The sequence below is a fragment of the Gordonia neofelifaecis NRRL B-59395 genome (assembly GCF_000192435.1).
GTDB classification, from domain to species: Bacteria; Actinomycetota; Actinomycetes; order Mycobacteriales; family Mycobacteriaceae; genus Gordonia; species Gordonia neofelifaecis.
Map to the genome: position 1 here is coordinate 195,056 of NZ_AEUD01000002.1, position 20,407 is coordinate 215,462.

The 20,407-nt window shown below is 66.8% G+C and carries 19 protein-coding genes and 1 riboswitch; of the genes, 8 read left to right on the forward strand and 11 right to left on the reverse strand.

All coding sequences use genetic code 11. From position 1 onward, the window contains the following. Nucleotides 1–13 precede the first annotated feature (13 nt). Entirely contained in the window at nucleotides 14–1,324 is a 1,311-nt protein-coding gene (locus SCNU_RS03240; RefSeq protein ID WP_009677924.1) for a bifunctional o-acetylhomoserine/o-acetylserine sulfhydrylase, read from the reverse strand. A 64-nt stretch (nucleotides 1,325–1,388) separates the two neighbouring features. Beyond that, nucleotides 1,389–1,503: riboswitch (SAM riboswitch) on the reverse strand. 412 nt (nucleotides 1,504–1,915) lie between these two features. On the opposite strand from SCNU_RS03240, the gene SCNU_RS03245 reads away from it, so the two are divergent. After that, a complete protein-coding gene (locus SCNU_RS03245) occupies nucleotides 1,916–3,124 on the forward strand; it encodes a cutinase family protein (RefSeq protein ID WP_009677925.1) in 1,209 nt (402 codons plus the stop codon). A 199-nt stretch (nucleotides 3,125–3,323) separates the two neighbouring features. Beyond that, nucleotides 3,324–4,541 (forward strand): NADP-dependent isocitrate dehydrogenase, encoded by a 1,218-nt coding sequence (locus SCNU_RS03250; RefSeq protein WP_009677926.1) that lies wholly within the window; start codon nucleotides 3,324–3,326, stop codon nucleotides 4,539–4,541. 14 nt (nucleotides 4,542–4,555) lie between these two features. Here SCNU_RS03250 and SCNU_RS20740 read toward each other — a convergent pair whose 3' ends face one another. Next, a complete protein-coding gene (locus SCNU_RS20740) occupies nucleotides 4,556–4,687 on the reverse strand; it encodes a putative transporter small subunit (RefSeq protein WP_009677927.1) in 132 nt (43 codons plus the stop codon). Next, nucleotides 4,687–6,411, reverse strand: coding sequence for a sodium:solute symporter family transporter (locus SCNU_RS03260; protein ID WP_040517498.1), 1,725 nt, complete (start codon nucleotides 6,409–6,411; stop codon nucleotides 4,687–4,689). The genes SCNU_RS20740 and SCNU_RS03260 overlap by 1 nt, the downstream gene beginning before the upstream one ends. A 331-nt stretch (nucleotides 6,412–6,742) precedes the next feature. On the opposite strand from SCNU_RS03260, the gene SCNU_RS03265 reads away from it, so the two are divergent. Both SCNU_RS03265 and SCNU_RS03270 read left to right on the forward strand, forming a co-directional pair. Further along, a complete protein-coding gene (locus SCNU_RS03265) occupies nucleotides 6,743–7,993 on the forward strand; it encodes an MFS transporter (RefSeq protein WP_009677929.1) in 1,251 nt (416 codons plus the stop codon). Nucleotides 7,994–8,060: 67 nt separating this feature from the next. Beyond that, the gene (locus tag SCNU_RS03270; protein WP_009677930.1) at nucleotides 8,061–8,906 is read left to right on the forward strand and encodes an exodeoxyribonuclease III; all 846 of its coding nucleotides are present in this window, start codon (nucleotides 8,061–8,063) and stop codon (nucleotides 8,904–8,906) included. A gap of 27 nt (nucleotides 8,907–8,933) precedes the next feature. On the opposite strand, the gene SCNU_RS03275 is transcribed toward SCNU_RS03270, so the two are convergent. Continuing rightward, entirely contained in the window at nucleotides 8,934–9,626 is a 693-nt protein-coding gene (locus SCNU_RS03275; RefSeq protein ID WP_009677931.1) for a hypothetical protein, read from the reverse strand. 101 nt (nucleotides 9,627–9,727) lie between these two features. After that, nucleotides 9,728–10,477 carry a hypothetical protein gene (locus SCNU_RS03280; protein WP_009677932.1) on the reverse strand — a complete coding sequence of 250 codons (750 nt, stop codon included), beginning with the start codon at nucleotides 10,475–10,477 and terminating at the stop codon, nucleotides 9,728–9,730. Between the two features lie 226 nt (nucleotides 10,478–10,703). Between SCNU_RS03280 and trpS the strand changes: the two genes are divergently transcribed. Both trpS and SCNU_RS03290 read left to right on the forward strand, forming a co-directional pair. After that, complete coding sequence (gene trpS, locus SCNU_RS03285) at nucleotides 10,704–11,723, forward strand: tryptophan--tRNA ligase (RefSeq protein ID WP_009677933.1); 1,020 nt, start codon at nucleotides 10,704–10,706, stop codon at nucleotides 11,721–11,723. Between the two features lie 76 nt (nucleotides 11,724–11,799). Beyond that, a complete protein-coding gene (locus SCNU_RS03290) occupies nucleotides 11,800–12,861 on the forward strand; it encodes a YhjD/YihY/BrkB family envelope integrity protein (RefSeq protein WP_009677934.1) in 1,062 nt (353 codons plus the stop codon). 1 nt (nucleotide 12,862) lies between these two features. Here SCNU_RS03290 and SCNU_RS03295 read toward each other — a convergent pair whose 3' ends face one another. From SCNU_RS03295 to sdhC, 5 genes are all read right to left on the reverse strand, one after another. Beyond that, complete coding sequence (locus SCNU_RS03295; RefSeq protein ID WP_040517560.1) at nucleotides 12,863–14,119, reverse strand: D-alanyl-D-alanine carboxypeptidase family protein; 1,257 nt, start codon at nucleotides 14,117–14,119, stop codon at nucleotides 12,863–12,865. Between the two features lie 253 nt (nucleotides 14,120–14,372). Continuing rightward, entirely contained in the window at nucleotides 14,373–15,158 is a 786-nt protein-coding gene (locus tag SCNU_RS03300) for a succinate dehydrogenase iron-sulfur subunit (RefSeq protein WP_009677936.1), read from the reverse strand. Further along, nucleotides 15,158–16,912 (reverse strand): succinate dehydrogenase flavoprotein subunit, encoded by a 1,755-nt coding sequence (gene sdhA, locus SCNU_RS03305; RefSeq protein ID WP_009677937.1) that lies wholly within the window; start codon nucleotides 16,910–16,912, stop codon nucleotides 15,158–15,160. Before sdhA ends, SCNU_RS03300 begins: the two co-directional genes overlap by 1 nt. A gap of 16 nt (nucleotides 16,913–16,928) precedes the next feature. Continuing rightward, nucleotides 16,929–17,360, reverse strand: coding sequence for a succinate dehydrogenase hydrophobic membrane anchor subunit (locus SCNU_RS03310; protein WP_009677938.1), 432 nt, complete (start codon nucleotides 17,358–17,360; stop codon nucleotides 16,929–16,931). A gap of 15 nt (nucleotides 17,361–17,375) precedes the next feature. Beyond that, nucleotides 17,376–17,783 carry a succinate dehydrogenase, cytochrome b556 subunit gene (gene sdhC / locus SCNU_RS03315; RefSeq protein ID WP_083812541.1) on the reverse strand — a complete coding sequence of 136 codons (408 nt, stop codon included), beginning with the start codon at nucleotides 17,781–17,783 and terminating at the stop codon, nucleotides 17,376–17,378. A 194-nt stretch (nucleotides 17,784–17,977) separates the two neighbouring features. Between sdhC and SCNU_RS03320 the strand changes: the two genes are divergently transcribed. After that, complete coding sequence (locus tag SCNU_RS03320) at nucleotides 17,978–18,406, forward strand: cytidine deaminase (RefSeq protein ID WP_009677940.1); 429 nt, start codon at nucleotides 17,978–17,980, stop codon at nucleotides 18,404–18,406. Then, nucleotides 18,403–19,728, forward strand: coding sequence for a thymidine phosphorylase (locus tag SCNU_RS03325; RefSeq protein ID WP_009677941.1), 1,326 nt, complete (start codon nucleotides 18,403–18,405; stop codon nucleotides 19,726–19,728). Before SCNU_RS03320 ends, SCNU_RS03325 begins: the two co-directional genes overlap by 4 nt. On the opposite strand, the gene SCNU_RS03330 is transcribed toward SCNU_RS03325, so the two are convergent. Beyond that, nucleotides 19,697–20,395, reverse strand: coding sequence for a hypothetical protein (locus SCNU_RS03330; RefSeq protein ID WP_009677942.1), 699 nt, complete (start codon nucleotides 20,393–20,395; stop codon nucleotides 19,697–19,699). The genes SCNU_RS03325 and SCNU_RS03330 overlap by 32 nt on opposite strands. Between the last annotated feature and the right edge of the window lie 12 nt (nucleotides 20,396–20,407).

Sequence of the window (20,407 nt, forward strand, 5' to 3'; positions counted from 1 at the left end):
GACGAAGCACTGTCTACTTGACTCCCGCGGCTGCGGCGAAGCCCGAGGTCAGGTCGGCGAGGATGTCGTCGATGCCCTCGATGCCGACGGCGAGGCGCACCAGTCCGGGAGTGACACCCGCGGCGAGCTGCTCTTCCGGCGACAGCTGGCTGTGCGTCGTCGAAGCCGGGTGGATGACCAGCGAGCGGACGTCGCCGATGTTCGCGACGTGACTGTGCAGAGTCAGCGCGTTCACGAACGCCTTGCCCGCCTCGACGCCGCCCTCGATCTCGAAGCCGATGATGGCGCCCGCGCCCTTCGGCAACAGCTGCTGGGCCCGCTCGTAGTACGGCGACGACTTCAGGCCGGCGTACGAGACCGAGGTGACCTGGTCGTTCGCTTCGAGGAACTCGGCGACCTTCTGCGCGTTCGCCACGTGGCGCTCCACGCGGAGGCTCAAGGTCTCGATGCCCTGGGCCAGCAGGAAGGCGTTGAACGGCGAGATGGCCGAGCCGGTGTCGCGGAGCAGCTGGGTTCGGGCCTTGAGCGCGTACGCCGGCGCGCCGAGGTCGGCGAACACGACGCCGTTGTAGCTCGGGTCGGGCGTGGTGAAGCCGGGGAACAGGTCCTGGCCGTCACGCTGGACGCGCCAGTCGAAGGTGCCGCCGTCGATGATCACGCCGCCGATCGCCGTGCCGTGACCGCCGATGTACTTGGTCGCGGAATGGACGACGACATCGGCGCCGTGCTCGATCGGATTCAGCAGATACGGTGTCGCGACGGTGTTGTCGACGATCAGCGGAAGACCGTTGCCGTGGGCGATCTCCGCCAGACCCGCGATGTCGAGGATCTGGTTGTGCGGATTCGAGATGGTCTCGGCGAACACCGCGCGGGTGTTCGGCTTGATCGCGGACTTCCACGACTCGAGGTCGTCGGGGTCCTCGACGAAGGACACCTCGATGCCGAACTTCGGGAGCGTGTAACGGAACAGGTTGTACGTGCCGCCGTAGATGCGCGGGCTCGAGACGACGTGACCGCCGGCCTCGACGATGTTCTGGATCGCGTACGTGGTCGCGGCCTGTCCGGACGCGACGAGCAGGGCGGCGACGCCGCCGCCGAGCGCTGCCAGGCGCTGCTCGACGGTGTCCTGAGTCGGGTTCATGATGCGCGTGTAGATGTTGCCCGGTTCGGCCAGAGCGAACAGGTTCGCGGCGTGATCGGTGTTGTCGAAAACGTACGACGTGGTCTGGTAGATCGGCAGTGCGCGTGCTTTCGTCGTCTCGTCGACCACCTGCCCGGCGTGCACCTGGGTGGTCTCGAAGCTCCAATTCGCGGCGTCAGACATGGACGTCAATCACTTTCTTCGGTCGGTGACCCGTAACGGGCCCTGTTGTTGGGTCCGACCATCGGACCCGCGCTTGCTGCGGCGACTTCCGTCGCAGCCAGGTCATCACCCGGAGCACCCCACCGCGGATGGAGGGTTGCCGATCAGCAAGCCGGGGCTGTGCGCTGATGCTCATGACCTGTTGCTGAGGATATATCAACCCGCGTCGGCGGCTGAAACGGCTCGACCGCCGGTGCATTTAACTCTGTTGCGTCGTTGGACGGTGTGGTAACCGCCGTTTCGCCGGGGTCGCGGCACGCGTCATCGACGGACTACACCGCCGATATCGATCCGCCAAGACTATCGGTGATGGCCGTTCGATTAAGCGTTTCCATCGGAAAGACCTCCGTTACCAACTGCCGGTTCACATTCGGCGAACACTGAGGGATATGTGATCTGGGTCGCTGGTCCGGCGAACGGGCGTCCCAACAATTTCCTTCCGTGATCAAGTATTCGGCCCTCAGGGCGTCGGCGGTCGGTGGTGCTGCCCAACTCTCCTTGCTTCCAACAGTTCTCGCCTCAGCTGTGGTTCTCGGTGCCGCTTTGACCGGCATGGCCGCGTCGGCCGGCGGTGCGTCCGCAGACGGCTGCGGTCGGGGTGGCGCGGTGGTCGTCGCGGGTACCCAGGCGCCACGCGATTCTGACGGAGCTCGCAGCGGTGGCGTGGCGGGTGTGGGCAACCGCTACGCCGCGCAGGGGTATCGGGTGACCTATGTGGAGTATCCGACGAACCTGTGGCCGTTGGGGCCGATCAGTTACAACGACGATGTCGCGGTCGGGAAGGCCGCGACCGAGCGGGCGATCATCGACTATCAGTCGCGGTGCCCGGGCCGTCCCGTGGTGGTGGCCGGGTACTCGCAGGGCGCGCGGGTGGCCGGCGATGTGCTGTCGGACGCGGCCAACGGGCGGTCGAAGCCGATGCGGGTGAACGGCCGGATGCGGACGGTGCGGACGGCGGGACTGTCGGGGGAGTTGTACTCGGATCCGCGGCGGGACGGTCGTGGTCGTTCGGCGGGTGTGGAGAACACGCTGATCGGGTTGATCCCCGGGATCCTGATGTCGGGACCGCGGGACGGCGGATTCGGTTCGGTGCCGGTGACCCAGGTGTGCGTCCGCGGCGACGGCGTCTGCGACGTTCCCGATCCCCTCGCCGATCCGATCGGCGCGGTCGACGGACTGGCTGGATACTGGGTCAAGCACGGTTACTACCCGGCGCGGATGGGTCGCGCGCCGTCGACGTGGGGTCAGACGCGTTGCGTGCAGCAGGGGACGACGCGTGACTGCGTCGTCGAGCAGCGCTCGTCGCTGGGAACTTTGACGGGCCGGATTCCCCAGGTGGGTGCGGCGGTCGGGCCGGTGGTGACTCGGGTGGTGGACCGACGGGTGGTCGCGGATCTGCCGGAGCATGTGCGGCTGTCGACGTTGCGGCCGCTGGTGGGCGCCGGCCCGGATTCGTCGAGCGGGGATCTGGGGGTAGAGGTCCGCGTGGGCCGTCCCGATCTGCTGCACGCGGAGCTGTCCCAGCGGGTGGGATCGGAGAACCGCATCGAGGCCGGCCTCGGTGCGGGCCCGGTGGGAGTGTCGGTCGGTGGCCCGACGATCGACGCCCGGCGCGCGGGAGACGTGGTGCTGAATCCGTCGAACCTGATGGGCCGGGGCGCGCCGGACAATGCGGTGCTGCGTCAGCAGACACCGACCGAGCAGCCGACCGTCGAGGTCCGCCGGGCCGCGGAGGCAGGCGGCCCGGTGCGGACGGTGTAGGCGCCGCGGCCGAAACGGGCCCTCGCGCGGCGCGCTCGCCCGGTTCGGCCGCGGCGATGGGATATGCTCGGTTAAACAGTACGGGCGTTCTGTTTGAGGCCTGTCGGTGTCGGGTGGGCGACCGTACTACGTTTGACTCGAACGGGTGCTGAGCACGCCGTTCGCTGCGATCGGACAGCCGAGGAGGGCGCTGAACCGCATGGGGAAGATCAAAGTCGAAGGCACCGTCGTGGAACTGGACGGCGACGAGATGACCCGCATCATCTGGCAGTTCATCAAAGAGAAGCTGATCCATCCCTATCTCGACATCGACCTCGAGTACTACGACCTCGGCATCGAGCACCGAGACGCCACCGACGACCAGGTGACCGTCGACGCGGCGCACGCGATCCAGCGCCACGGCGTGGGCGTCAAGTGCGCGACGATCACCCCGGACGAGGCCCGCGTCGAAGAGTTCGGCCTGAAGAAGATGTGGCGATCGCCCAACGGCACGATTCGGAACATCCTCGGCGGGACCATTTTCCGGGCACCGATCCTGATCTCCAACGTGCCGCGACTGGTCCCGGGCTGGACGAAACCGGTGGTCGTCGGTCGTCATGCCTTCGGTGACCAGTACCGCGCCACGGACTTCAAGGTCCCCGGTGCGGGAACGGTGACCATCACGTACACCCCCGCCGACGGCAGTGCGCCGATCGAGCACGAAGTGGTGCAGATGGACGACGCCGGCGGCGTCGTGATGGGCATGTACAACTTCAACAAGTCCATCGAGGACTTCGCGCGGGCGTCGTTCAACTACGGACTCCAGCGGAACTATCCGGTGTACCTGTCGACCAAGAACACGATCCTCAAGGCGTACGACGGCGCGTTCAAGGACATCTTCGCCGACGTCTTCGAGCGCGAGTTCAAGACCGAGTTCGACGCGGCCGGCCTGCACTACGAGCATCGTCTGATCGACGACATGGTCGCCTCCTCCCTGAAGTGGGAAGGCGGTTACGTCTGGGCCTGCAAGAACTACGACGGCGACGTTCAGTCCGACACCGTCGCCCAGGGCTACGGTTCGCTCGGGCTGATGACGTCGGTCCTGATGACCCCGGACGGCCGCACATGCGAGGCCGAGGCCGCGCACGGCACGGTGACGCGCCACTACCGACAGCATCAGCAGGGCAAGCCCACGTCGACGAATCCGATCGCCTCGATCTTCGCCTGGACGCGCGGCCTCGACCACCGGGGGAAACTCGACAACACCCCGGAGGTCCGGGAGTTCGCCGAGCGGCTCGAGGACGTGGTCATCAAGACCGTGGAGGCGGGGAAGATGACGAAGGATCTCGCGCTCCTGGTCGGCGGCGATCAGGCGTATCTGACCACCGAGGAGTTCCTCGGCGCGCTCGACGAGAACCTGCAGGCGGCGCTGCGGTAGCGGCGCGTCTCCCGTCAGATCATGTCGCGCCCGTCCTTCCGCGCGGCGCGCCACTCCTTGTAGAAGGCGCGGATGATCACCCCGAGGGTGCCCGCGGTCAGCACCGGCCAGATCAGTACGTAGACGGTCATCCAGAACGTGGTCATCAGTCGTCCTTTCCAGAGACTGCGGCGGCGGAAAGCGGTTCGTCGCCGCGGGAGTCGGCCGGCGACGGTTCGGCGGCCTCGGGCAGCGCTGCGTCGCCCCTGTCGTCGAAATCGCCGGTGGTGTGGGCGATCTCGGCGAAATCGAACCGTCGCCTGCGGTTCAGCATCGTCAGGGCGACGCAGACGATGGTGCTCACCGAGTAGGAGACCAGCGATCCGGACAGGACCGCGTAGTCGTGCAGCAGCCCGATGCTCCACGGGGCGGCGGCCAGGGTCGAGACCACACCCACGACGACGGCGACTCGCAGGCCGAAGAAGCCGAAGGCCATCAGCGCGAAGACGACGCCGATGCCGACGGTCGCGAGCACGTCGAAGGTGACGCCGACCGCGCCGCTCATGTCGATCCACGAGAAGCGGACCGGTAGGAACAGGGCGAGCGCGGCGACCACCGCGACGCTGAAGGCGACGTTCGTGACCCGGTCCCAGTAGAAACTGGCGATCACGGGGAACACCAGGGCGCCCCACAGTGCGCCGACGAACACCAGTAGATCGAGGATGTTGAGGTCCGACCCCGCGAAGTACAGCGCCGCGCTGATCGCGACGATCATGGTGATGCGGCCGATGAGGACCATCTTGGCCGGGTCCGCCTTGGTCCGGCCGACCTGCTGGCCGTAGACGTCGGCCATCACGATCGATGCGAGTGCGGTCAGATCGGCGTCGGCCGTCGAGGACAGCGAGCCGATGATCATGATGAAGAACAGACACAGCAGAGCCGGACTCAGGTACGTCGCGGCCATCTGCGGAATCAGATTGTTGACGTCGTCGTCCAGCGGGGTCACGCCCGCGTACAGCGCGATGACTCCGAGCATTCCGATGCCGATGATGGTGGACCCGTAGCCGAATGTCGCGGTGACGAAGGTCTTCTTGATCAGGTCCTCGCGGACCGCGAAAAGGCGCTGCGCAATCGTCTGATTACCGATCGCATACGCGAGAACTGCGGCGATGTACGGGGCGCCCTGATTGAAGAAGGCCTCCGACGAGAAGAAATTCGACTGCTCGTTCGTCAGATTCGCCGCCCCGGTGGTGAACATCTCCGGGCCGCCCGCACTGAAGAATACGACGGGAATGATGATGACGACCGCGCCGAGCATGAAGACGACCTGCACGAAATCGGTCAGGACCGACGCTCGGAACCCCGACCACAGGGTGTACAGCAAGATTCCGCCTGCGATGGCGACGATGCCCTGGGTGAAGCTGAACGGGGACAGCATGTCGATCAGCGCGCCGCCCGCGATCAGATTCGCGGTGAGGCTGATGATGCTGCCGAGGATGTTCGAGCCGGCGAGCAGCAACTGGCTCGACCGTCCGTGCCGGGCGAACATCACCTCGGCGATGGTGTGCGCGCGGGGTGCGACCTGCCGGATCCGGCGGCCGAACGGGTAGATGAGGAGGATCATGAGGGCACCCCACAATCCGTAGTGGATCGGGCCGGAGATCCCGTAGGTGAAACCGGAGGTCGCGGACGCGTACATCGACGCGGCCCAGATCCAGGTCGCGGTCATCGACGCCGACGAGATGCCGAAGCCGATGTTGCCGCCCGCGGTCATGTAGCTGTCGGCGTTCTCGCTCTTCTTGCTGATTCGCATGGCGATGACCAGGCTGGTTCCGAAGAACGCGATGAACAGGCCGACGACGATCGGCCCGGACAATTGTTGAATATCCATTTGGAGGCGAATTCACTTTCTCAGTCGCCGAATACCGTTGCCGGCATCCGATTTTCGAGGTAGCGAGACGATCTCCTACTTGTCGGGTGGCTCCAGAACGGCCGGGGCGAAGAGTGCTTCGACGGCGGTGATCAGAGGCAGGCCAGACCGACTGGCGGAATTCAACGCGGGACTCCTTTTCCGGGAAATCAGATGACAACGTGTTCTACCTCATTTGTCGGCGATGAAGCCAATTCGCCGAATCCGCCGTGGGATCGCCCGCCGGGGCGGCGTGGTGGATGTCACCGGCACCGGGCGGAATGGTCGACGGCCCGTCGGTGTTGCGCCACGGGTGAGCTCTGATCTGAACGACGCCGTCGACCAGCCCGCCGCCGAGACCCGTTCGCGGCGCGTCGGGTGGGTGATCCTCGCCCTCGCGCTCGGTGGCTTCGGAATCGGGACCACCGAGTTCGTCGCGATGGGCCTGTTGCCGAACATCGCCTCCGACCTGGGCATCACCGAGCCGACCGCAGGACACCTGATCTCCGCGTATGCGCTCGGTGTGGTGGTCGGCGCACCCCTCATCGCGGTGCTGGCCGCGCGCGTGTCACGCCGCACGCTACTGATCGGATTGATGATCGCGTTCACCGTGGGCAATGCGCTCAGCCTGGTGGCGCAGTCGTACCCGATGCTCATGGCGACTCGGTTCATCGCCGGTCTGCCGCACGGCGCGTACTTCGGCGTCGCCTCGCTGGTCGCTGCTCATCTGGCCGGTCCCGGCAAGCGCGCGCAGGCCGTCGGACAGGTGATGATGGGCCTCTCGGTGGCGAACGTCCTCGGCGTCCCCGTCGCCACGTGGCTCGGCCAGTCGCTCGGCTGGCGGGTCGCGCTCGGTCTGGTGGTGGTGATCGGGGCGGTCACCGTGGTAGCGCTGTGGCGCGTGGTGCCCGACCTCCGGTCGATGCGCACCACGGATCCGCGGACCGAGCTCGGCGGGCTCCGGCACAGCCAGATCTGGCTGACGTTGCTGGTCGGCACGATCGGCTTCGGCGGGTTCTTCGCTTTCTACACCTACTTGAACACGGCGCTGACCTCGCTCGGCGGATTGTCGGAGAGCGCGGTCCCGATCGCGCTCATGCTGTTCGGCGCCGGCATGGTCGCGGGCAACTTCCTCGGCGGGCGGCTCGCCGATCGGATGGGCGACCGCGCCATCGGCATCGGCATGGCGGGCGCCGCGGTGACGCTGGTGCTCTTCGCGCTGCTCGTCTCCACGGGATGGCCCGCGGTGATCGTGACCTTCTTCGTCGGCTGTGCGGGGTCGACCGCGATCCCCGGCCTGCAGACCCGCTTGATGGACGTCGCGCACGATGCTCAGACGATCGCCGCGGCGCTCAATCACTCCGCGCTGAACGTGGCGAACGCCCTCGGTGCGTGGCTGGGCGGCCTGGTGATCGCGCAGGGGCTCGGGTACCGCGCTCCGTCGTTGGTTGGAGCGGGCCTCGCGCTGTGCGGCGTCGTGGTGCTGGGCATCGCGGTGCTGGCCGCGCGCAGGTCGGGTGCGACTCCACCGCAGCGCGAGGACCTGGTCGACCTCCCGTGCTGATCGAGCCGACGACCGCCGTGGTCGTCGAGCGGCCGGGCTGTCGGAGGCGGCCGATAGGGTGTGGTCTGTGAGTACCTCCGCCTTCTCCGTCACCACGATCAACGTCAACGGCATCCGTGCCGCAGTGAAGCACCGTTCGGAAGAGAACCTCGGCATGCTGCCGTGGCTCGAGACCGCCGCACCGGACGTCGTGCTGATGCAGGAGGTCAGGGCGAGCGACGCACTGGCGCGCAAGGCATTGCAGCCCGCGCTCGACGCGGGGTGGCACTTCGTGCACACCGAGTCGGAGGCGAAGGGCCGCGCAGGCGTCGGCATTCTGTCGCGGCAGCAGCCGTCAGCGGTCCGCATCGGGTTCGGCAGTGAGGAGTTCGACGTCGCCGGCCGATACATCGAGGCGGATTTCGATATCGACGGCGACACCGTGACGGCGGCCAGCCTGTATCTACCGACCGGGGCCGCCCTGACCGAGAACGAGAAGGACGTCGAGAAGTATGAGGAGAAGCTGCGTTTCCTGACCGCTTTCGGACCCCATCTCGACAAACTGCTCGGGTCGGGTGGGCTGGCGGTGGTCGCAGGCGACTGGAACATCGCGCCCGACGAGCGGGACATCAAGAACTGGAAGGGCAACGTCAAGAACGCCGGCTTCCTCCCACATGAGCGGGAGTGGGTCGCCGGGCTTCTCGAGGCCGGCTGGGTCGACCTGGCCCGGGCGCACCACGGCGACGTCGCCGGTCCGTACGCGTGGTGGTCGTGGCGCGGGAAGGCGTTCGACAACGACGCGGGCTGGCGCATCGACTACCACCTGGCGACGCCGGCGCTCGCCGAGCGTGCGCAGCGGACATGGGTCGACCGCGCCGACGCCTACCACCTGCGGTGGTCGGACCATGCGCCCGTGACGGCGGTGTTCGGCTGAGGCCGCACCGGCGCCACGGGCCGATCCCTAGCTTCCGGCGCCGGACAGGATCCCGCTCACGACGCCGCTGACCACGTCGCTGATGATGCTATGGGTGGAACCGGAGCTCGACAGGTCGTCGCCGATGCTGCCGATCGCCTCACCCGGCGTCATCACTCGCGTGAGGAAGCACGCTTTCAGGTCGGGAAGACTTGCGCCGACGCCGACTGTTCCGGTGACGGTGATTCCGCCGCTGGTCACGGGGAGTCCGGGAATGCTGGAGAGCGGCATGTCGTAGGTGAACGAGGCCTTCACCGGGTTGCTCGAGTTCACGAACCACCCGGAGTTCGCGACTTTCCATCCGGTGCCGTCGGCCACCACGGGAACGGTCTCCTCTTTGAGTCCGCCGGCGAGGTGGAACGCGGTCACCTTCGCCGTCGGCTTGCCGAAGCCACTCGGCGGCGTGTCGGTGATCGAGTGAACATACGGATTCCCGATCCCCGAAGTCCCGATATCGATCTGGTACGTCACTTTGGCGAGCGCGCCTGCTGTCTCCTTGACCGCCTTCGAGTAGCTGTGGGTGACGCCTGCGGGCGCGCTCTTGGTGGCACGGGAGGCGGGGTCGCAGCTCGCGGCGTTCGCTGCGCCGATCGTCTGCGGAGCGACGGCGGCCGCGCCGGACGCGATGAGCGCGGATACGGTCGCGGCGAGGACGAGGCGGGTGGCGGCGGAACGGGACATGGGATCTCTGTTTCTGTTCGCGGTGTGGGTTTCTGGTCGCGCACGACGACCCGCCGCCCCGGAATCGGGACAGCGGGTCGTGGAGTGAGCTGGTCGGGGTATCAGCCGCCGATGGCGCCGCCGATGATGGCGGGCACCAGGTCAGCGAGCGATCCGGTGCTGGACAGCTGTCCTTCGGACGAGCCCAGGCCGGCCGAGTCGAGGCTGCCGGTGATGGCCTCGCCTGCGTTCGGCGCGCGGACCGTGGTGCACGCGGTCAGATTCGGGAACTCCAAGTAGCCCAGAGGCGGCTTAGGGGTCGCCTGGAAGGCGGCGCCTCCGCTCTGAAGCTGCTTCCCGGCCATAATGCTGGCCGGGAGCTTGTAGGAGAACTCCGCCGTGAGGGCCTGGCCCGAGTAGACCGCCCAGCCGGTGTGGTTGATCTTCCAGCTGCGGCCGTCCTGCTTAACGTTCGCCGGGTCGATGACCTGCTCGTTGATGAGCTTGTCGAACGCTCCGCCGCCGCCGAGGATTCCGCCGATCAGAGTGAAGGCCTTGACCTTGACGGTCGGCTTCACGTCCTTGAGTTCGGTCGGCGGAATGTCCCAAATTCCTTGGACGTACGGATTGCCGATGCTGCTGGTGCTCACGGAGAGCGAGTAGGTGGCTGTTCCGCTCTGAGCGGTCTGAGGTGCGACCGCCTTCTGGAAGCCGTAGTCGACGATCAGGGTCTTCTTGACAGTCGATGACGACGTGCAGGTGGCCGCAGCGGCATCGCCGGCGAGTGCCGACGGGATGGCGACCAGGCCGGCGCCGGCGACGGCGACGGCCGCGGCAGCGACGATGCTGCGTCGAAGGAGATTGAGGCGCATGGTGTCGAGGCTCCGTTCGGGAGGGAAGGAGGGAGCCGGCCGGAGCCGGACGAAGCCTGAAACTAACAACCAACGCGGGCGATCGGCCATCTGATAATCGTTCATGTCACAAATACCGGCACGAAAACGCCGAATCGTCGTCCGATCGACGGTCATCGTCACCGCCCGCGGCGGTGCGCGACGGCTGTCGAAAACCCGGTTGGCTCGGTCTGAAACAATTGCACGCATGACATCGCCTGAACCGCGCCGCCGCGTCCTGTCCGGAATCCAGCCGACCAGCGACTCGTTCCACCTCGGGAACTACCTCGGCGCGGTCCGTCAGTGGGTGCAGCTCCAGGACGAGTTCGACGCCTTCTACTTCATCCCGGACATGCATGCGATCACGGTGCCGCAGGATCCCAAGGTGCTGCGTGAGCGCACTCGTCGCAGTGTGGCGCAGCTGCTCGCGGTCGGCGTGGACCCGGAGCGGGCGACGATCTACGTGCAGTCGCACGTTCCGGAGATCGCGCAGCTGACGTGGGTCCTGACCTGCCTGACGGGATTCGGTGAAGCGAGCCGCATGACGCAGTTCAAGGACAAGTCCGCCAAGTCGGGAACCGATGCGGCCGGCGTCGGCCTGTTCACCTACCCGATTCTGATGGCCGCCGACATCCTCGCCTTCCAGGTCGACAGCGTGCCGGTGGGCGAGGACCAGCGCCAGCATCTCGAGCTCACCCGCGACCTCGCGCAGCGCTTCAACAAGCGCTACGGCAAGGCGCTGACCGTGCCGAAGCCGTACATCGTCGAGGAGTTCGCCAAGATCTACGACCTGCAGAATCCGACCGCCAAGATGAGCAAGTCGGCGGACTCGGATGCCGGTCTCATCAACCTGCTCGACGAGCCGAAGCGCTCGGCGAAGAAGATCAGGTCCGCCGTCACCGACAACGACCGGGAGATCGTCTTCGACCGCACGGCCAAGCCGGGCGTCTCGAACCTGCTGACCATTCAGGCAGCGCTGACCGGGCGTGCGATGGACGAGATCGTCGCGTCCTACCAGGGCAAGGGCTACGGCGACCTGAAGGTCGAGACCGCCGACATCCTGACCGAGTTCGTCACGCCGCTGCGCGGACGCGTCGACGAGCTGCTCGCGGACACCGCCCACCTCGACGCGATCCTCGCCGACGGCGCCGCACGGGCCCGGGAGATCGCGGCGACGACCGTCGCCGACGTCTACGAGAAAGTCGGCTTCCTGCTCCCACAGCGGTGAACCGGCGGCGATGACGGGGTAGGGTCCGAGCCATCGGCGCTGTCCGGGGGACAGGGCAGCTGGGACGAAGGGGAGCATGGACCGCATCAAGGCGATCGTCGCCCGACTGAAGGCATGGTACGAGGATCTGGTCGCCCGCTGGGGGCTGCTGGCGCACGTGATCGCGACGCTCGACAGATACAACCATCGCCGCGGGAACGCCTACGCCGCGGCGATCAGTTTCATCGGAATCCTCTCGCTGGTGCCGGTGATGATGGTGTCGTTCGCGATCGCCGCGTTCGTTCTGGTGTGGAATCCGACGCTCCTGACCGACATCACCGACGCGATCGTCGAGCACGTCCCGGGGGCACTCGGGGAGCAGCTGAATTCGGTGATCGATTCCGCGATTGCTTCGCGTAGGACGGTCGGAGTCATCGGTTTGATTTCCGCGGCCCTGGCCGGAATCGGATGGATGACGTTGATGCGAAACGGTCTCACCGAGATGTGGGGCGGGCGGGTGAAGCGTAACGCGGTCCTGGCGAAGGTGTACGACCTCGGCACGTTCGCGGTGCTCGGACTGCTCTTCCTCACGACGATCGCGATGAACATCGTCTCCACCGGACCGCTCGGCCGGCAGATCCTGGAGTTCGTCGGGATCCCGGATAGCGGCGTCACGTCGTTCCTGTTGAAGGCGTCGTCGGTGATCATCGCGGTCTCGGCGACCTGGGTGCTGTTCATCGTGGTCCTCGCGTGGATGCCGAGGTGCGCGGTGTCGGTCCGGGCGATCGTGTGGCCAGCGCTCGGCACAGCGGTGATCTTCGAGATCCTCAAATCGGTGAGCAGCCTGTATCTGCAGAGTGTCCTGGGAAGCCCGGCGGGCACCGCGTTCGGTCCGATCATCGGCGTGATGGTGTTCGCCTACCTAGCCTCGCGGATCGTTCTCTACGCGGCCGCGTGGAGCGCCGCGGATCCGCGCAACGAGCAGTATCTGATCGTCGACGAGGTGGAGCCGCCCGCCGAGCCAGAACCGCAGACGGTCGTGCTGGCGCCGGTCTATGAAGCCGAGCCGGCGAAGCAGGCGCGCCGCTTGATGGCCGCAGCGGGCATCGGAGCCGCGGTCGCCGGCATCCTCGGTCGACGGCGCCGCGGGGATCGCTGACTCAGCGCGGCGACCGCCTTCGCCAGAGCACCGCGGCGGATGTCAGACAGACGGCGGCGAAGGCGATCAGGCCGATCGCCCACACGGACAGCGGCGAGGCGTCGTCGTGCTCCAGGACCGCCTCGACATCGGAGTCGTGTTCCTCATGCGCTGACACCGCCAGCGTGCCCGCATCGACCGACTCGGGGGCGGCGAATCCGTAGTCGAACATGCGCTCGGCCTGCTGCGCGTACATGTTGTCCGCCTCGTTCAGGCCGTACATTTGGGTGATCACGATCCGCCGGCCGTTCCGTTCGGCCGCGCCGACGAACGTCTTCAGCGCGTCGTCGGTGTACCCGGTCTTGCCGCCGAGCATGCCGGGCCAGTCGTCGCGGAGCAGCGGATTCGACGTGCCCATGGTCCAGGCGGGGTGGTCGACGTCGTCGGGCACGTCCGGTCGCTTCGGGTAGCCGGGGAAGGTGTAGTTCTTCATCGAGATCAACTGCCGGAACGTCGCGTTGCCCATCGCCTCCCGGAACAGAAGGGCGAGGTCGTAGGGCGAGGTCGACATGCCCGGTGCGTCGAGGCCGGACGGACTGGTCGCACGTGTGTCCCGGGCGCCGAGCTCGGCGGCTTTCGCGTTCATCTTGGCCAGCGCCGCGTCGTGCCCGCCGAGCTGTCCGGCGAGAGCATTGGCGCAGTCGTTGCCGGAGACCACCACGAGACCGGACAGCAGATCGCGGACGGTGTAGTGCCCGCCCGGCCCCATGCCGCACGAGTCGCCCTCCATCGACCAGTCCTCGGGTGTCGCCTCCACCTGCTTGTCGAGGGGGAGTTCGTCGAGGGCGACGAGTGCGAGGAGCACTTTGATGGTGGACGCCGGCCGGTAGCGGCCGTGCGGGTCCTTCGCGGCGATCACGCGGCCCGAGTCGAGGTCGGCGATCAGCCAGCCCGCAGAGTTGAGACGCTCGGGGAGCGGGCCGGCCCCCGGATCGGCGACGACGCCGCATCCGCCGAGCCGGTCACCGCCCACGGGGCGGTCGGGCACGGGCAGGGGAGCGGGGGCGGTGGCGCCCGGCGCGACGGCCTCGGACTCGTCGACCGCAGGCGGTGTACCCGTCCGGTGCGGACAGGCATCGGTGTTCGGCGTCGTCAGCGGTGCGACGGGCGGAGTGACGGCGACCGCCGGGTCGGCGGATGCGGGTGCTGCGGACAACGCGACGATCACGCCGAGTGCGGCGAACACCGCCGCGGTGCGCTTGAAGACGGACATGCTCATGACGAGGGTCACCCTACCGGTGCCACCGTCGGGGGTTGCGTGCCCGTCCGGGTGGCTGGTGGTTTCGACTCGCTCCGCTCGCTCAACCCGCGGAGAGCGCTCGCTCTACCAGCGGAGATCGCACCCTTACCCGCTGGTTGAGCGAGCGGAGCGAGTCGAAACCGAGGCGACCGGGCAGCGAGGCGGGACAGACGACGAGGCCCCCGGAAGAATCCGGGGGCCTCGTCGGGGCTGCAGAGAAAGGTCTGCTGATCTAGCGGGCGAACATCAGGGCGCGCTTGACTTCCTGAATCGCCTGGGTCACCTGGATGCCGCGGGGGCATGCGTCGGTGCAGTTGAACGTGGTGCGGCAGCGCCACACGCCGTCGACGTCGTTGAGGATGTCGAGACGCTCGGCGGCACCCTCGTCACGGCTGTCGAAGATGAAGCGGTGCGCGTTCACGATCGCGGCCGGGCCGAAGTACGAGCCCTCGTTCCAGAACACCGGGCAGCTGGTGGTGCAGCATGCGCACAGGATGCACTTGGTGGTGTCGTCGAAGCGAGCGCGGTCGGCCTGGCTCTGGATGCGCTCGTACGTCGGCTCGTTGCCAGAGGTGATCAGGAACGGCTTGATCGCGCGGTACGCGTCGAAGAACGGCTCCATGTCGACCACGAGATCCTTCTCCACCGGGAGACCCTTGATGGGCTCGATGGTGATGGTGATCTCCTTGGACGAGTCCTTCGGCAGCAGGTCCTTCATCAGGAGCTTGCACGCCAGCCGGTTGGTGCCGTTGATCCGCATCGCGTCCGAGCCGCACACACCGTGGGCGCAGCTGCGACGGAAGGTCAGCGAGCCGTCCAGGTAGCCCTTCACGTACAGGAGCAGGTTGAGCAGACGGTCGGTCGGCAGCGCCGGCACGCGGAAGCTCTCGAAGCCCTGTGCGTCGGGATCCTCCGGGTTGAACCGGTAGATCTTGAGCGTGACCATCGTCGCCTCGGCCGGAACCGGAGGCAGCGGGGGCTCGTTGGTCGCCGGGGTGGATTCGAGTGTGGCAGTCATCAGTACTTACGCTCCATCGGCTCGTAGCGGGTCTGGACGACGGGCTTGTAGTCGAGCTCGATGTCGGCGAGCAGGCCTTCGCCCTTCTTGTACGCCATGGTGTGCACCAGGTAGTCGGCGTCGTTCCGCTTCGGGAAGTCCTCGCGCGCGTGGCCGCCGCGCGACTCCTTGCGGTTGAGCGCACCGGCGACGGTGACCTCGGCCAGCTCGAGCAGGAAGCCCAGCTCGACGGCCTCGAGCAGGTCGCTGTTGAAGCGCTTGCCCTTGTCGTGCACGCGGATGTGGTTGTACCGCTCCTTCAGCGCACGGACGTCGGAGAGTGCCCGGTTCAGGGTCTCGTCGGTACGGAACACCGAGGCGTTGTTGTCCATGGTCTGCTGCAGTTCGGTGCGGATGTCGGCCACGCGCTCGTTGCCGTGCTCCGACAGCAGGCCGGCCAGCCAGCCGTCGACCATCTCGGTCGGGTTCTCGACAGGCTCGGTGAACTGCGTCTCGTTGGCGTACTCGGCCGCCGCGATGCCCGCACGACGTCCGAAGACGTTGATGTCGAGCAGCGAGTTGGTGCCGAGGCGGTTGGCGCCGTGGACCGACACGCAGGCGCACTCGCCGGCCGCGAACAGGCCGTGGACGATCTGCTCGTTGTTGGCGAGCACCTGGCCGCGGACGTTGGTCGGGATGCCGCCCATCACGTAGTGGCAGGTCGGGTACACCGGGACCAGCTCGGTGACCGGGTCGACGCCCAGGTAGGTGCGCGCGAACTCGGTGATGTCCGGGAGCTTCTCGTTGAGGACGTCCTCGCCGAGGTGGCGCACGTCGATGTAGACGTAGTCCTTGTTCGGTCCGGCGCCGCGGCCCTCGAGCACCTCGAGCACCATCGACCGGGCGACGATGTCACGCGGAGCGAGGTCCTTGATGGTGGGGGCGTAGCGCTCCATGAAGCGCTCGCCGTCGGCGTTGCGGAGGATGCCGCCCTCGCCTCGGACCGCCTCGGAGATCAGGATGCCCAGGCCCGCGAGGCCTGTCGGATGGAACTGGTGGAACTCCATGTCCTCCAGCGGCAGACCCTTGCGGAAGATGATGCCCATGCCGTCACCGGTGAGGGTGTGCGCGTTGGACGTCGTCTTGTACATGCGGCCCGACCCGCCGGTGGCGAACACGATCGACTTCGCGTGGAAGACGTGGATCTCGCCGGTGGCCAGCTCGTAGGCGACGACACCGTTGGCGACGGGCTCGCCGTTCTCGTCGGTCGTCATGTTGACGTCGAGTGCGTAGAACTCGTTGAAGAACTCGACGTTGTGCTTGACACAGTTCTGGTAGAGCGTCTGAAGGATCATGTGACCGGTGCGGTCGGCGGCGTAGCAGGCGCGGCGGACCGGGGCCTTGCCGTGGTCACGGGTGTGACCGCCGAAGCGACGCTGGTCGATGCGGCCTTCCGGGGTGCGGTTGAACGGCAGACCCATCTTCTCCAGGTCCAGCACCGCGTCGATGGCCTCCTTGGCCATGATCTCCGCGGCGTCCTGGTCGACGATGTAGTCGCCGCCCTTGACCGTGTCGAAGGTGTGCCACTCCCAGTTGTCCTCTTCGACGTTCGCGAGGGCGGCGCACATGCCGCCCTGGGCTGCGCCGGTGTGGGAGCGGGTGGGGTAGAGCTTGGTCAGGACTGCGGTGCGGGCCTTGGGCGCGGCTTCGATGGCAGCGCGCATACCGGCGCCGCCGGCGCCGATGATGACCACGTCATAGCGGTGTTCCTGCATGGGTTTCTAGTACTCCTTAGCTGGCGCTGCCGAAGGTGAGGATCGCGTAGGTGCCCAGCACGAGGATGAGGATCATCGACAGGGCGAGCAAGGTGTTCAGCCAGAAGCGGGTGGAGTCCTTGCGCGAGTAGTCGGCGATGACCGTGCGGACGCCGTTGCCGCCGTGCAGCTGCGCGAGCCAGAGCATGGTGAGGTCCCAGACCTGCCAGAAGGGCGACTTCCAGCGGTCGGCGACGAACGAGGCGTCGATGCGGTGCACGCCGCTGTCCCACATGAGCATGATGAACATGTGGCCGAACGTCAGGACGATGAGGGCCAGGCCGGAGAAGCGCATGAACATCCATGCGTTCTTCTCGAAGTTGCCGCGGCTGCGGATGCGCGGCGCGTTCGGCGCGTCCAGGCTGGCCGGGCGGTCGTAGGCGGTGCCGAGGGTCTTTGCTTCAGTCATTGTCTCTCAGCTCCCTTAGAACGCGTGCGTGATCAGGATCTGCAGCATGCGCACGGCGGCTGCGATGAACACGATCGCGAAGACGGTGAGGATGGTCCACAGCATCTGGCGCTGGTACTTGGCACCCTTGCCCCAGAAGTCGACGAGGATGACGCGGAGGCCGTTCAGTGCGTGGTAGAGCACGCAGAAGACGAGGCCGATCTCCATCAGGCCGATCAGCGGCGTCTTGTAGGTCTCGATGATCTCGGTGTACGAGTTCTCGTTCACCCGGATCACCGCGGTGTCGAGCACGTGCACGAAGAGGAAGAAGAAGATGGAGACGCCGGTGATGCGGTGCAACACCCACGACCACATTCCTGGGTCACCTCTATAGAGAGAGCGCTTGCGCACCGGTGCCGGTGCAACCTCTGTGGGGGTGCTCATCGCGAAACTACGCCTCCGTTGTCGTCGACTTGGTACAGGGGCCGCAAGCGACGCGAAGGTCGCCGCAGACCCAATGCACCTGACTTTAAACCTAAGCTGAGTCTTGTCGTAAATTGCCGGAGCAATGTGATCAAGCTCCACCGATTAAATTAGGTGTGCCTTACCTACTCGGATATCTGGGAATAGAGGACGAATTGGCCGACGAAATCGACTTCGATGCCATCCGTGACGCTGCAAAACTGGTGATGACCAGGGCATATGCACCCTACTCGAACTTCCCGGTCGGTGCGGCGGGAATCACACAGTCCGGCGCGGTCGTCGTCGGATGCAATGTGGAAAATGTCTCATACGGTCTCGGTATCTGTGCCGAGGTTTCGATGGTGGCGACAGGGTTCTCTCAGGGTCTATTCGGCGACGGAGAACGGGCTTCCGGAGAGCGGTTGGTGGCCGTCAGCGTCTGTGACGCCGAAGGCACGGTCCTGACTCCGTGCGGGCGGTGCAGGCAGATCCTGCTCGAGGTCGGTGGGCCGGACCTTCTCGTCGACTCGGCGGCGGGCCCGCGCACCCTCGGCTCGTTGCTGCCCGACGCCTTCGGGCCCGGCCATCTCGAGTCGGTTCGGTGAGCGCGGGGTTCGACCCCGTCGGGGTGATTCTCGCGAAGAAAGAAGGTCGCGACCTCTCGCGCGAGCAGATCCGCGAGGTCGTCGCAGGCTTCACCGACGGCCGGGTGGCACCCGAGCAGATGTCGGCATTGCTGATGGCGATCGTGTTCCGCGGCATGTCGCGGCGGGAGACCGCAGACTGGACGACGGCGATGATCGACTCCGGCGTGCGGATGGACTTCTCCGACCTCGTCCGGGACGGCCGCCCGTTGCGGACGGCGGACAAGCATTCGACGGGCGGCGTCGGCGACAAGATCACCCTGCCGCTCACCCCGCTGGTGGCGTCGTACGGTGTGGCGGTTCCGCAACTGTCGGGACGCGGACTCGGCCACACCGGCGGAACCCTCGACAAATTGGAGTCCATCCCGGGTTGGCGTGCCGATCTGACGGCCGCCGAAATGCGGCGGTCGTTGACGGAGGTCGGTGCCGTGGTCTGCGCAGCCACCGCCGATCTGGCACCGGCAGACCGCAAGCTTTACGCCCTGCGTGACGTGACCGGGACGGTCGCCTCGATACCGCTGATCGCGAGCAGCATCATGAGCAAGAAGATCGCCGAGGGAACCGCGTCGCTCGTCCTCGACGTGAAGGTCGGATCGGGCGCGTTCATGAAGGAGATCAGCGAGGCGAGGGAACTCGCCGAGACCATGGTCGCACTGGGCGGGGACGCCGGAGTCGACACCACCGCGCTCCTGACCGACATGTCGACTCCGCTCGGGCGGAGCGCCGGCAACGCCGTGGAGGTGGCAGAGTCGCTCGAGGTCCTCGGCGGCGGTGGACCGGGCGACGTCGTCGAACTGACTCTCGCGCTGGCGCGGGAGATGCTCGACGCGGCGGGCAGGCCCGACGTCGATCCGGCGGACAACCTCCGTAACGGACGTGCGATGGACTCGTGGCGGGCGATGATCGCGGCGCAGGGCGGTGACCCGGATGCGCCACTGCCGACTCCTCTTCACACGCACGAGATCCGTGCGGACGCGGACGGGTACCTCACCGGGCTGGACGCGCTGGCGGTCGGACAGGCGGCATGGCTGCTCGGCGCCGGACGGTCGCGCCCGGGCGACCGGGTATCGGCGACCGCCGGTGTCGTGTGGCACGCGGTCGTCGGCGATCGGGTCCGACGCGGCCGGCCATTGTTGACCCTGCACACCGACGACGAGTCGACGATCGAGCGGGCGGCGGCCGCGGCCGTCGGCGCCGTCGAACTCGGCGCGGACCCGGGGTCGGCCGGACGGTCGCGGATCCTCGAGCGGGTCAGGTCAACGACAGGTCCATCTCGCCGGTGAATCCGCGGTAGTAGTTGACCAGGATCAGCGCGGCGAGCGGCAGGGTGAAGATCAGGCCGATCAGGAATGCGATCAACCCCAGGATCATCAGGATCAGCATCAGCACGACCACCATGATCGTCGTACCCGGCCGCGCGAGCGTGAGGCGGACCGAGTCTCCGATGGCGTCGAGGGGGCCGCGGCCGCCGCCGACCGCGAACACCTGCGTCCACACGAACATCAGACTGAGGAGAAGCGAGACCACGAGGCTCAGCACCCACTGAACGAACGACCCGGTGCCGATCAGCAACGTCACCACGGCCGTGACGAGGCTGATGACGAGGTTCGCTATCAGGACCGGCACCAAAGCGGTGGGCCGGAAGAAGTCGGCGAACTCGGCATGGCCGGTGCGTGCGATCCGGAAGAAGCCGGTCAGCACGCACGACAGCACCAGGGCCAGGAACAGTCCGTCGAGGATCGCGGAGATCGCGGCGCCGGTGGGAGAGGGATCGTCCCTCCAGGAGCCGGACCCGTTGGTCACGCCGCCGATGACGAACCCGACGATCATCGAGACGACTCCCCAGACGAATGTCGCCCCGACGGTCGCTCCGAGGTTGCCGGTCAGCTGTTTCAGGGATGTCCCGAAGACAGCCGAGAGGGACGGTGTCGGTACATGTGGCGAAGTCATCGGGTCTCCTCG